We start from the raw sequence: 12,437 nt of genomic DNA, 5'->3' as shown, positions 1-12,437 counted from the left end.
ATCGCTTAAAATTACTTGATCCTTATCATCTGCAGAAACCTCTTTTTTTCCCTCCAATGTTTTGAATCTTCTTTAATAGCTAAAGCTAATAGGAGATATGAACAGAGGAATGAGTGGAAATGAATGTGGTTTTAAATGTATTTAAGCGATTTTTCTTAGAGCGGTTCCATGATGAATCAGCGTTAATGGCGTATTATTTTATGTTGGCCATTTTCCCGTTTTTGGTATTTTCTTTTGCCATTATTAGCCTGCTCCCTGTCCAGTCGGAAGATGTGCTCACTATATTAGAACCTTATATTCCAAAAGGTAGCTTCAGTTTAATTGAAGATAACATCATGGGCATTGTCGGTAGAAATCAGACAAAACTCGCTTCTTTTAGCTTACTTGCAGCTTTTTGGATCGCTTCTATGGCTGTTCAGGCGCTTGTTCGCTCGATGAATGAGGCCTATCGTGTAATCCGCGAGGAATCTTTCTTCCTAGCCTTAGGAAAAGACCTGATTTTAACGGCAGGGTTGATGATCACCTTAACTGTTTCTCTATTGATCCCAATTGGAGAAGAAATCAGCCGAGTCTTCTTGGTTGCCCACCTACCATCAGCATTTTACCACTGGTGGGCAGTTGTGAAATGGGGAATTGGTTCCATCTATTTACTATTCTTTTTTCTCCTTTTATATAAGACCGTGCCGAGTTCTAAAATTCGTTTTTCTCATGCTCTACCCGGGGCCATTTTCTCCACTATTGGATGGCAAACTGTCACGATTGGCTTTACCTATTATGTCAGCTATTTCGCCAGTTATACAAAGCTTTATGGCTATATGGCCAATATGATTGTCCTAATGATTTGGTTTTATTTTACCGCTGCTGTGCTGTTAATAGGCGGCCTCATCAATGCCTCTTGGATCGATAAACATGCATAAGCTTATTGTAATAAAAAAATCCCCGGATGTCTCATCTTTGAGAATCCAGGGATTTTTTATATTTGCAAACTTTGTTTTGGTTGATTATAGACATCTTCGTCTAATTCGCCGGTCATTTTTCCTGTCAGTACTCCTGCCGTCATACTTCCACTTACATTTAAGGCAGTTCTTCCCATGTCAATTAAGGGCTCAACCGAAATTAAGAGACCGACGATTCCAATTGGTAAATCCATAGCCGAGAGAACAAGTAACGCAGCAAATGTGGCTCCTCCCCCTACTCCGGCTACTCCAAATGAACTGATCGCTACAATCAAAATCAATGTCCCGATAAATACAGGGTCAAGGGGATTAACGCCTGCTGTAGGGGCAACCATGATGGCTAACATAGCAGGATAAATACCCGCACAACCATTTTGTCCGATCGATAATCCAAAGGAACCGGCAAAATTAGCGATCCCTTCCGAGACACCTAATGCTTGATTTTGTGTCTTAATGTTTAAAGGTAATGTCCCGGCACTTGAACGAGAAGTAAAGGCGAATGTTAAAACCGGCATCACCTTTTTAATATAGGTAATGGGATTCTTGCCAACTAATAAGAGTAAAAGCATGTGTACAATAAACATCACAATGATCGCCACATAAGAGGCAACCACAAATTTACCTAGTTTGACAATCGCTGAATAATCACTTGTTGCGGTTACTTTTGCCATCAAAGCTAAAACCCCATACGGTGTTAAACGAAGGATCAGGGTAACCATCCTCATCACAATCGTGTAAATCGTTTCAATAATCTTTGCGAAAAATTCACCGTGCTCCGGCTCTTTTCTTCTTACACCCAAATAAGCTATTCCGATAATAGCGGCAAATATCACCACTGCAATCGTAGAAGTGGGTCTTGCTCCTGTTAACTCCATAAATGGATTCTGTGGGAATAAGCTAATAATTTGTTGTGGGATCGTCATATCTTCTACGTCTCCCACCGTTTGTTCTAACTGTGTATTTCTTTCCGATTCTGCCTCCCCAGCCTCAAGCTCAATGCCTTCCAAGTTAAACCCTAATGATGTTACAATTCCAATCGCTGCCGCAATCGCCGTTGTCCCAATTAAAATTCCAATCACTAAGGCGCTAATTTTTCCCAAGTTACTTGTTAGCTTTAATTTTGTAAAAGCTGACACAATCGAAATAAACACAAGCGGCATGACAATCATTTTCAGAAAAGATATATAACCACTACCTACAATATCAAACCATTCAATCGAATGCTTTGTCACATTCGAATCTGTCCCAAATACAAGGTGAATATAAAGTCCAAGAACAATCCCTAGGCCTAATGCAGAAAAAACACGTTTTGAAAAAGAAAGATGCTTCTTTTGCATATAAAATAAAAGCCCTATTAAAAGTAGGAGTAGGATAATATTGGCAATCACCCACAAGGTATTCATCAAATGACTCCTTTCCTAAGCAGGTATAGATCCTCCATAATATATTCCCACATTTTCGGATTCATAACCAAGATTGTGGATTGAAATAAGAAAGCTTTCCTTCTTCTGCTTGTAACAAGACAGGTACCCCAAAAGGCAAAGTAATCGCAGGTTCACAATGTCCCGCCCTTACATTCATTACTGTTGGCTTTCCAAATGGAGCAATAATTCTTCGAAATACATCTTTTACTTGAAAACTGTTCAGGTTGCTCGATTGGCAATCAGTCCAGCTCCCTAATAGAATTCCTTCCGTCTCATCAAACTTTCCGGCTAAAGCTAACTGTGTCAGCATTCGATCAATTCGATAAGGCTCTTCCCCTACATCTTCTAAAAATAAGATTTTCCCTTTGGTATTGATTTCAAAGGGCGTACCTAGCAAGCTGGTGATAAGAGCTAAATTTCCTCCTGTTAAGATTCCTTCCGCCTTTCCAGGTACAAGGCATTCCATAATTTCTCCAGGAGGATTTTCTATTCTTCCACTAGAATGGGCGTTTGTTAAAACCGAGAGCAACGATTGAATTGTAAAGTCAGATGCGGAAATCAGATCTGATGCAGGCATGGGACCATGAATGGTCACAAGATCACTTTTCTGTTGTAAAGCAATATGTAAGGCTGTGATGTCACTATAACCAATTAGCATTTTTGGATGATTGGCAATCATATCGAAGTCAAGAAAAGGAAGGATTTGCATGGCTCCATACCCACCTCGCAAACAAAATATCGCGTCAATGTTGGGATCGGCAAACATCTGATTCAGTTCATTCGCACGCATGATGGCAGGACCTGCCAAATAGCCACCCTCATTTTGATAACAAGTCAATCCCACTTTTACTTGGAAACCAAGATTTTTTAAAACAGCAATCCCCTTATTTAATTTTCCTTCATCTGTTGGGCCAGCTGGAGCCGTCAGACCGATTTTATCTCCCACTCCCAATCGCTTTCTTATTTCCATTCTGTGCACTCCTTTGTTTATTGCTCCTATCTTCATAGTATTCTTTTTTGCCTTATCCATGCTCTAACTTTGTCTTTAGCGAATGTTAATCGGGCCCAAAATTGAAGAGAATCGGGCGGAAGTTGAGGATTATCGGGCCAACCTTACCCCTAATTGGGCGAAGAATACCAATAATCGGGCCGGATTCACACTTAATAGGGCCGTAGCAACTTATTCCTCAAAGTTTTAATACAAAGTAGATATCTTGTCGTTCTACCTTTACCTATGACCTTGAGGTTTAGTTCGGAGAGAAACTTTTTAACAACGGAGCTAGATGGTATCCGCAAAAATTCCCGACATTCCCGATTTGTAATTTCAGATCCAACTAAGTAATAATAATCAATTAACGCATGAATTGGGGCGGTATCATCTACTTTTTGACACCTTTGACAGATCCATACCCTTTTTTTCACAATAGAAAAGCTTTTGCACCCCTCACAATATACCCCCGATAAGAGCTCAGCTTTATCCACTTTATATTTCTTCATAACGTCAGGATTGTCTGGTGTATGGAGGTTTATTAGCAACTGTGATAGTTGAAGCATGTCTTTCCTGGTAAAGATTCTTTTTGGATGCTGTCGATAAAAATTGTCGACCCTTTGTCTAATGGCATCCGGGCGAATAACCTGTTTTGCAACAGCGGGATAATTGGGATTAGGTAAAATAATGGATGATTGATGGGTGAATACCACAATTGAAGCAGTCGGAGGAATCGGAAAAGAAAAACTGCGAAGTAATCTCATTAAATGAAAGAGCTGGTTACTTACTTGTTGAATGGGGTTAGAAAATGATTCCGTGATTTCCGGCAACTCTCTTATCAATTGATTTTCTTCAATTAAAATGCGACCTTTTAAATTTTTAGCTTCTAAAAGAAGAATCGTTTCAGGAGATAAAAGCAAAAAGTCAATCTGGTAGTAGGAACCATCTGGCAGAGGTAAACGAAGACTTTGAAAAATAAAAAGTTCTTCATGAGGGATATGAGAAAGGTAATAATCAAGTGACTGCTCACCATAAATACCTGCATTGCAACGAGCCAACTGGGCTTCCACTTGATACCAACTAGGATGACTTTTTAGCAATCGCCGCAATAAAGACGTAAGTTTTTCTTTTTCAATCGAAACTCCTCTTTTCTTTTTAATTCTACTCAAAATACCACCTTCTTTAAGATATTTATTTACCATGTCCTACTTCGACAAAAAGTGGAGAAGTCCTTTATTTTAGAAACGAAATTTCCAAAGATTGGGCCGAGCGTGGACGTAATCGGGCGGAAGTTGAAGACTATCGGGCCAACCTTACCCCTAATCGGGCGAAGAATACCAATAATCGGGCCGTGTTTTTTTTATTTCTGCAAAGATGACAATCCCCCTTCACTTTCGTTAAAATAGTGAAAAGGAGAATTTTTAACCCAGGAGAGGGTAATATGCTATTAAATGAATCGATGCAGTATATAAAAAGAATCAAGATTCTTAATGACCGGATTCCATCTTTATCTACATATCCTTTTGATTTACCTGTTGTACAAGCATTAGATGAACTTACTTTTCATCCACAGGTTACTTATCTCATTGGCGAAAATGGCATGGGGAAATCAACCTTATTAGAGGCGATAGCGATTGCGTATGGATTTAATCCTGAAGGCGGGAGTTTTAATTTCAATTTCTCCACTTATGATTCCCATTCACCACTTGAACAATATTTACGTTTGAGCAAAGGCGCGTACAAACCAAAGGATGGATTTTTCCTGAGAGCCGAAACCTATTATAACGTCGCTTCTAATATCGAGGAATTGGACAGCGAGCCACTAGGTGGAAGAAAAATTATCGATCAGTTTGGTGGTGTTTCTCTACATGAACAATCTCATGGAGAATCCTTTTTCGCGACATTTTTAAACCGTTTTCGAGGACAAGGCATTTATCTTTTAGATGAACCCGAAGCCGCCTTATCCCCTTTACGGCAATTATCCATGTTAGCGCGTATGCATGAGCTTGTGGAACAAGATTCCCAATTTATCATTGCCACTCATTCTCCTTTACTGATGGCTTATCCTCACGCTACGATTTATGAATTTTCCGAGGATGGAATCAAAGAAACAACCTTAGAAGAAACGAATCACTATCTTTTATTCAAACAATTCTTTGAGGACAAAGATAGGCTTTTACATCATTTGTTTTTATAGGGGATGTTCAAAAAGTCCGGTAAAAATGACACTTCGAATTTCTTCGTTGGCTTATTTCTGCGCTGCTCATGTATCAGGAAAAAAAAGATCTTCTGCTAAAACCGCCCACGTCCTGTGGGCAACGCAGAAGTCAGTACTTCCTGTACAAGTCCGCTCCTTGGAAAAGAAAACCACTTTTCCGGCGTGCGATGCGGATTCAGGGAAGCTTTCCTTGTGCTCGAAACTGCGCCGCCTCGAACTTTCGACGCACAGGATGTGCTAGTGTCGGCGTTGCTGACAGGACGTCAGCGTAGTCGCCGACGGGTCCTTTTTATCCTCCTTTTTGAACACGTACTAATAGGTGGCCCACCCGAATTTTGTCGAAAGAAGGTTATGAAGTATGAATGTGACCATTATTGGTTTAACTGTTGTATTAATTCTTGTTTTGCTTTTACCATTTACTGTGAAAACCGTTGAAGAAAATCTTGAGGCTTTTTTATTTTTAATGGGACTAGCTGCTGCATTTATAAGTCAAGTCCTTGATCGGTCTTTATTTTTCAAGGCTTTAGAAGATCCGATACATATTACTTTGGCCGTTTTAATTGCAGGTTTATTGTTCCGTTGGTTACAAACACCGATTGAAAAGGGCATTTTAGGATTAAATAGAGCTATTCCAAGCCGACTATTTTTAGCCCTTGTTGTGATCATTCTTGGATTAGTCTCAAGTATCATTACAGCGATCATAGCCGCTATCGTACTCGTCGTGATCGTGAGTGTACTCCGACTTGATCGCCAATCGGAAATTCGTTTTGTTGTATTAGCCTGCTTCTCCATAGGATTAGGATCCGCCTTAACTCCGTTAGGAGAACCTTTATCCACCATTGCGACAAGCAAGCTTGGTGAGGATTTCTTTTTCTTGATGCGTTTGATTGGATCTGATGTCATTCCAGCTGTATTGATCTTTGGAATTCTTGCAGCTGTGTTAGTCAAGCCACAGAAAGATCAAACTGGCCTTTCTAGTTCTCTCGAGCCAGAAAGCTATGGAGAAATCATTATCCGTGCTATAAAAATTTATCTTTTTGTCATGGGCCTTACTCTACTTGGAGCTGGATTTGAGCCTTTTATTGAAAAATATTTACTCGGACTTAGCCCACTATTGCTTTATTGGATTAATATGATTTCAGCTGTCCTAGATAATGCTACATTAGCCGCGGCAGAAATTAGTCCGCTTATGGAAGCTCCGACGATTAAAGCGATTTTGCTTGGGCTGATGATTAGTGGCGGCATGCTCATTCCTGGAAACATCCCGAATATTATCTCTGCGGGAAAACTTAATATTACAAGCCGCGAATGGGCCCGCTTCGGTGTTCCAATTGGACTGGCCGCCATGCTTGTTTATTTTATTATCATTTTAATTTTTGGGTAAAAAAGGAGGTGGTCCTAGTAGAGACCACCTTTTCCATTAACCCTTGAAAAAATTAGCAATAGATTCAAATAAATTTTTAAAAAACTTGCTAACACTATCCCAGAAACCTTCATCTCCGACAACATCTTGAAGTTTATTTTTAATATCCTTTGAAATATCTTCTAGTTGCTGTTTCACATTTCCAAAGTCAATGTCTAAAGAACGCATTTTTTCGAATAAATCGATGAGTAATTGCCGATCTTCCGGACTTAATTGAATTTCCATTTTACTTAATTGCTCTTCGACAATTTGCTCTACTTCTTCTTTTGTTACCGGATTTTGCTCAGCGATTTGTTTTTTAATTTCGGTTAAAAGTTCACCGACTTTTTCATCATTTAACCCTTCTTTATCCGCAAGCTCAGTGGCGATATCGAGCTCTTCATTCGCTACTTCCATTCTTCCTTTGTCCAATGTTTGTCCACGAGATTCATAAGCCTTATAAATCCCAACCAATGCAGAGTGACCTGTAACCTTCACAGGAGAAGCGACTTCCACAATCGCATTTTCCACACCTGCTGTGAGCATCGCATTCGCATACATTTCTTCCGTTACTTCTGTAATATTTTCTGGAGTTACCCTTTTAATGACTAGACCTTTTCCTTTATCTTGTAACGTGATTTTCGCAGAGGAAAACATTCTTGAATTCGGATTACCATCGATCAAACGAGCCAAATCATCTGCTGTGACAATGATTTCCTCGACATTTTCGGGATTTTTCACATTCAAAATCTTTCTTACTTCCTCTTTTTGGGAATCAGTTAGTGTTTCACCATAAACAACAATAGGAAGTCCAAGTTTCTCATCAATCACTTCCTCCTCATCATTTGCAGCTAGCACTGGACTTGCTGTATAAAGCAAACACCCCAATGCTAGTAATAAAACAAGGAATTTTTTCATTTTGGATTTCATCTTATTCCCTCGCTTTCGCCCCCATAGGGATGATCCTATTTCTTAGGTGGTAGTTTTTCCAAATAATCGATCGCCTCTTGCAAGGTTTTTACTGGAACGATCTTAACTTTATAGCCTTCTTTCTCAGCCTCATCCAATACATCTTTTTCGTTTGAATCATAAGGATGAATATCCGCCGGGCAGAAGAAAATATCCATCCCCGCTTTTTCAACAGCGGTAATTTTTTCGCGAATCCCACCGATTTGTCCAACATTTCCATCCATGTCAATTTCGCCTGTCCCCGCTATTTCATATCCTTTCGTAAGATGTTTTTGAGAAATCTGGTTATAAATTTCCAAGGAAAACATTAACCCCGCAGATGGACCACCGATATCACCAGCATCAATGCTAATTTGCCGTGATGGGGTAATCGTAAATTCATTTTCAGAAACAATACCAAGTCCCGCTTGATTCGTACTATCGGTTAGTGGAACTAGCTTAATCTTTTCTCTTCGCATTGATCCTTCTCGCTCAAATTGTAACTCGACGATCTCTCCTGCCTTTTTATGTGATAAATAATCAAGGAAGCCTTGCGCGTCTTCTACTTCCTGATTATCTATTTGCTGGATCACATCACCAATTTCAAGTTTCCCTTTCGCATCGGTATCCTCTCGAATATCACGTACGAAAACACCGGTTGGCTTTATTTCCACCTTTTCTCCAGCAGCACGTAACCCAGCTGCGAAAGCGTGGTTTTGCGAGCTTTCCATCATATGATTTAACAGACGATTATATTCATCATCCGACATATCTCCCCGCACTTCTTTCACCTTGCGCATATCTGTATGAGGAGCAAACCATCCGTAAGCTAAATAATAAATATTACTCGCTCTCATGGATAACACGGTCGTAAGATGTAAATTTCCTGTGGGATCTTTTTCTCCGCCTTCCACAGTTACTTTAGATCCCAGCTCTTCTACTGATCCGGGTTGATACAAATAATATGGGGTCGGGATAAAGAGTGAAATGATCACCAAAACCAGGATAATCGTAAGACTTCTCGTTTTCATTCGCTTTGTAAAAGCTGAATTCATATGTCGTTTCCCTTACTTTCTATAGATGCATCCATATTTCACATGCTCCTTCCCGTTTATTGAAATATTGAAGAAAGTAGCTAAGTAATATTAAACTTCATTCATTAGTCTTTCCAACTCTAATGGTTCTATATAGACTCCATCTTTATATGCTCGCATATTCCCACCGGAAATTTCATCAATTAACATGATCTCTCCTGTTTCTGTCTTACCAAATTCAAGTTTAATATCATACAATTCGATCCCTTTGTTTTGAAGTTCTTCTTTCACTACATCGCTGATTTGTTTTGTTAGTGCTTTTAACTGGGCATATTCAGTTAATGATAGAATACCTAACAAATCAAGCGCATCCGCACTAATTGGAGGATCTTGACGTTCATCGTCTTTTAATGTAACTTCCACAAAACCATCTAGATCTTGGCCTTCCTTTGCATACTTCCCATATCGTTTCATAAAACTACCCGTTGCTTTATAACGACATATCACTTCCAATCCATCTCCAAAGATTGTAGCAGGTTTTACAATCATCTCCGCATCATCCAAATGGGCATCGACATAATGGGTTGGAATTTCTTTCTCCCGGAGGACCTCAAAAAAGTACTTTGTCAGTTTTAGGCCTGCTTTACCAGCTCCCTCAATTTGCAAGCCTACCGTATTCGCTCCTGGATCAAACACACCATCTTCTCCTGTTACATCGTCTTTAAATTTCAACAGAAAATGGCCATTTTCTAACGCGTACACATCTTTTGTTTTACCACGATATTTTAAGTTCATTCCCCTTTTTCCTTTCCACATGGAGTTTGATATAAGTATAGCAAAAGCTAGTCTTCTTTGTCTTTTTAAGAGATGTTCAAAAAGTTTTACGAAATTCGTTTTAACAAAGCCTTAGTTGGGTATAAAACTCAGTACGGATATTTATGCATTATTGATAACCACTTAAACGATCAAAGAAAGCGCGGATAAATTTATAAAAAAGTAGTTCCGTGGGCATGAGTGCTCGGTCTTTGGGAATAATAACCCCGACTGTGCGGGTCACTCTTGGTTCATCGATTTCTACTTTGGCGGTGGCTCTTGGCAAGCTATCGATTAACGTAATTTCAGGAAGTAATGTCACACCAAGACCCGCTGATACAAGACCTTTAATGGCATCAATATCCATACCTTCAAACCCAACCTGAGGCTCAAATCCATGTTGTTTACAGGCATTTACGACCAAATCACGTAAAATATAACCTTGTGGAGATAAAATAAAGGCATCATTTCGTAAATCGTCTAAAGAAATGGATTTTCTTTTCGCTAAAGGATGATTAGATGGTAAGAGCGCGACAAGGTTTTCTAAAAAGAGGATTTCGCTTTTCACACGATGGTCCTCCTTGGGAACAGGACCTAAGAGGGCCATATCAATGTCACCTCTTATCACACTGTCAATTAAATAATAATAAGCTCCTTGGTGAAGTTGAAAGTTAACATCAGGATAATCTTTTCTAAAGGCAGACACAACAGATGGTAATAAATAGGCGGAAAGGCTACTTGGAAATCCGATACGGACCGTTCCCTTTTTAGGGTCGAGATTTTCTTCAATTTCTCTTTTCGCTTGTTCGATTACATCCATAGCCTGTTCCATTTTTTTTAGGAACATTTGTCCAATATGTGTCAGTCGAATATTTCTGCCTTCTCTTATAAAAAGGTTCACACCAAGTTCCGTTTCTAAATTTACGATTTGCCGACTAACTGCTGATTGCGCAACATGCAAGGCATCAGCTGCATCTGTCATATGTTCACGCTTGGCAACTTCAATAAAATATTGAATCTGTCTTAATTCCAACCGCACCACCCTTTTCTGCATTCATCTCAATCTGGTATCATTATTATCTAATATCTATATTGTTTAGATTGATTATAAAAGATAAAATATTCTTTAACAACATCTCTAGTTCGAGTTTGTCTTTATTATGTAATACAAACCCCTTATTGAACGTAGTAAAGGAGTGGAAAAAATGGCGATGGTGATGAATATGAATGAAACGAATCAAAAAATACAATCTGCAAAAAATTATATCGATCATGTATACGAGACTGTAGTAAAACGCGACCCCCACGAAGAAGAATTTCTTCAAGCAGTTAAAGAAATCTTTCAATCACTAACCCCAGTATTTGCGAAAAATTCCAAATATATCGAGCACAATATTCTAGAGAGAGTAGTTGAGCCCGAAAGATTCATTTCATTTCGAGTACCATGGGTAGATGATCAAGGAAAGGTACAAGTCAATCGCGGTTTTCGGGTTCAGTTCAATAGTGCGATTGGTCCTTACAAAGGGGGGCTACGCTTTCATCCTTCCGTTAATGCTAGTATTATAAAATTTTTAGGTTTTGAACAAATCTTTAAAAACGCATTAACTGGTCAAGCAATTGGAGGAGGAAAAGGCGGCTCGGATTTCGATCCTAAAGGAAAATCAGATGCGGAAATTATGCGCTTTACACAAAGCTTTATGACAGAACTTTCTCGATACATTGGTTCTGATGTCGATGTTCCTGCTGGAGACATCGGTGTAGGTGCTCGTGAAATTGGCTACATGTTCGGCCAGTATAAACGCTTGCGTGGACATTTTGATGCAGGTGTGCTAACTGGAAAAAGTGTAGATTATGGTGGCAGCCTTGGCCGTACCGAAGCAACTGGCTATGGTACCGTTTATTTTGTGGAAGAAATGCTCCGTGACCAAGATCTAAGCTTTTCCGGGAGCACGGTCGTTGTTTCTGGATCAGGGAATGTTTCCATTTATGCGATTGAAAAAGCACAAGAATATGGCGCTAAGGTTATCGCATGTAGTGATTCTAACGGATATATTTATGATGAAACCGGCATTTGCCTCGATACCTTGAAAAGACTAAAAGAAGTCGAAAGATGCCGAATTTGTGAGTATGTAAAAGAACACCCTCATGCCGAGTATCATGAAGGTAGTGAAGGGATCTGGACTCTTCCTTGTGATATCGCCCTTCCATGTGCAACACAAAATGAAATTAACGAGCAATCTGCGAAGATTCTTGTATCTAATGGCGTAAAAGCTGTTGGAGAAGGTGCGAATATGCCATCTAATCTTGCGGCTATTGATGTATTTTTAGAAAACAAGATTTTATTTGCTCCAGGAAAAGCTGCGAATGCTGGTGGAGTTGCTGTTTCTGCGCTTGAAATGGCTCAGAATAGCTCGCGTACTCCATGGTCACTTGAAAAAGTGGATGCAAAATTAAAAGAAATCATGGTCGATATTTACCAAAACAGCATGCGTGCATCAGAAGAATACGGCCATCCCGGTAACCTCGTTGTCGGTTCTAATATTGCCGGCTTTGTAAAAGTTGCAGATGCCATGATCATGCAAGGTGTGATCTAAATTAAAGAGATCCCTATCCATCTCGATAGGGATCTCTTTGTTTGGGTAGTGTTTGGATTC

At 39.5% G+C, this 12,437-nt stretch carries 11 protein-coding genes; 4 read left to right on the top strand and 7 right to left on the bottom strand.

What is annotated here, in order from left to right:
* The first annotated feature begins 119 nt into the window (after positions 1 to 119).
* Entirely contained in the window at positions 120 to 917 is a 798-nt protein-coding gene (locus KI363_RS03035) for a YihY/virulence factor BrkB family protein (RefSeq protein ID WP_158322044.1), read from the top strand.
* Between the two features lie 56 nt (positions 918 to 973).
* Here the strand turns inward: KI363_RS03035 and KI363_RS03030 are convergent, their stop codons facing one another.
* From KI363_RS03030 to KI363_RS03020, 3 genes are all read right to left on the bottom strand, one after another.
* Positions 974 to 2,359: an L-cystine transporter gene (locus KI363_RS03030; RefSeq protein ID WP_212965464.1), complete on the bottom strand. Its 1,386-nt coding sequence runs from the start codon at positions 2,357 to 2,359 to the stop codon at positions 974 to 976.
* 61 nt (positions 2,360 to 2,420) lie between these two features.
* Positions 2,421 to 3,350 carry a S66 peptidase family protein gene (locus KI363_RS03025; protein ID WP_158322042.1) on the bottom strand — a complete coding sequence of 310 codons (930 nt, stop codon included), beginning with the start codon at positions 3,348 to 3,350 and terminating at the stop codon, positions 2,421 to 2,423.
* 191 nt (positions 3,351 to 3,541) lie between these two features.
* Positions 3,542 to 4,537 (bottom strand): nuclease-related domain-containing protein, encoded by a 996-nt coding sequence (locus tag KI363_RS03020; protein ID WP_191967446.1) that lies wholly within the window; start codon positions 4,535 to 4,537, stop codon positions 3,542 to 3,544.
* A gap of 272 nt (positions 4,538 to 4,809) precedes the next feature.
* On the opposite strand from KI363_RS03020, the gene KI363_RS03015 reads away from it, so the two are divergent.
* Together KI363_RS03015 and KI363_RS03010 are read left to right on the top strand one after the other, a co-directional pair.
* The gene (locus KI363_RS03015; protein WP_212965463.1) at positions 4,810 to 5,565 is read left to right on the top strand and encodes an AAA family ATPase; all 756 of its coding nucleotides are present in this window, start codon (positions 4,810 to 4,812) and stop codon (positions 5,563 to 5,565) included.
* Positions 5,566 to 5,944: 379 nt separating this feature from the next.
* Positions 5,945 to 6,970: a DUF1646 family protein gene (locus KI363_RS03010; protein ID WP_212965462.1), complete on the top strand. Its 1,026-nt coding sequence runs from the start codon at positions 5,945 to 5,947 to the stop codon at positions 6,968 to 6,970.
* Between the two features lie 36 nt (positions 6,971 to 7,006).
* Here the strand turns inward: KI363_RS03010 and KI363_RS03005 are convergent, their stop codons facing one another.
* From KI363_RS03005 to gltC, 4 genes are all read right to left on the bottom strand, one after another.
* On the bottom strand, positions 7,007 to 7,918 hold the full coding sequence (locus KI363_RS03005; protein WP_212965461.1) for a DUF1002 domain-containing protein: 912 nt from the start codon (positions 7,916 to 7,918) through the stop codon (positions 7,007 to 7,009).
* A gap of 35 nt (positions 7,919 to 7,953) precedes the next feature.
* The gene (locus KI363_RS03000; protein ID WP_212965460.1) at positions 7,954 to 8,991 is read right to left on the bottom strand and encodes a SepM family pheromone-processing serine protease; all 1,038 of its coding nucleotides are present in this window, start codon (positions 8,989 to 8,991) and stop codon (positions 7,954 to 7,956) included.
* Between the two features lie 90 nt (positions 8,992 to 9,081).
* The gene (locus KI363_RS02995; RefSeq protein WP_158322036.1) at positions 9,082 to 9,765 is read right to left on the bottom strand and encodes a phosphoribosylaminoimidazolesuccinocarboxamide synthase; all 684 of its coding nucleotides are present in this window, start codon (positions 9,763 to 9,765) and stop codon (positions 9,082 to 9,084) included.
* A gap of 148 nt (positions 9,766 to 9,913) precedes the next feature.
* On the bottom strand, positions 9,914 to 10,816 hold the full coding sequence (gltC, locus tag KI363_RS02990) for a glutamate biosynthesis transcriptional regulator GltC (protein ID WP_212965459.1): 903 nt from the start codon (positions 10,814 to 10,816) through the stop codon (positions 9,914 to 9,916).
* Between the two features lie 178 nt (positions 10,817 to 10,994).
* On the opposite strand from gltC, the gene gdhA reads away from it, so the two are divergent.
* Positions 10,995 to 12,377 (top strand): NADP-specific glutamate dehydrogenase, encoded by a 1,383-nt coding sequence (gene gdhA / locus KI363_RS02985; protein WP_373306712.1) that lies wholly within the window; start codon positions 10,995 to 10,997, stop codon positions 12,375 to 12,377.
* Positions 12,378 to 12,437 lie beyond the last annotated feature (60 nt).

This window comes from Lederbergia ruris, assembly GCF_018332955.1.
Lineage (GTDB): Bacteria > Bacillota > Bacilli > Bacillales > Bacillaceae_C > Lederbergia > Lederbergia ruris.
The sequence above is the reverse complement of the archived record's forward strand: the minus strand, read 5'-3'. Positions and strand labels throughout refer to the sequence as shown.

Bases quoted from the DNA above. Each gene is read 5' to 3' on its own strand.
- KI363_RS03035 (WP_158322044.1), top strand. From the start codon at position 120: ATGAATGTGGTTTTAAATGTATTTAAGCGATTTTTCTTAGAGCGGTTC.
- KI363_RS03030 (WP_212965464.1), bottom strand. From the start codon at position 2,359: ATGAATACCTTGTGGGTGATTGCCAATATTATCCTACTCCTACTTTTA.
- KI363_RS03025 (WP_158322042.1), bottom strand. From the start codon at position 3,350: ATGGAAATAAGAAAGCGATTGGGAGTGGGAGATAAAATCGGTCTGACG.
- KI363_RS03015 (WP_212965463.1), top strand. From the start codon at position 4,810: ATGCTATTAAATGAATCGATGCAGTATATAAAAAGAATCAAGATTCTT.
- KI363_RS03010 (WP_212965462.1), top strand. From the start codon at position 5,945: ATGAATGTGACCATTATTGGTTTAACTGTTGTATTAATTCTTGTTTTG.
- KI363_RS03005 (WP_212965461.1), bottom strand. From the start codon at position 7,918: ATGAAATCCAAAATGAAAAAATTCCTTGTTTTATTACTAGCATTGGGG.
- KI363_RS03000 (WP_212965460.1), bottom strand. From the start codon at position 8,991: ATGAATTCAGCTTTTACAAAGCGAATGAAAACGAGAAGTCTTACGATT.
- KI363_RS02995 (WP_158322036.1), bottom strand. From the start codon at position 9,765: ATGAACTTAAAATATCGTGGTAAAACAAAAGATGTGTACGCGTTAGAA.
- gdhA (WP_373306712.1), top strand. From the start codon at position 10,995: ATGGTGATGAATATGAATGAAACGAATCAAAAAATACAATCTGCAAAA.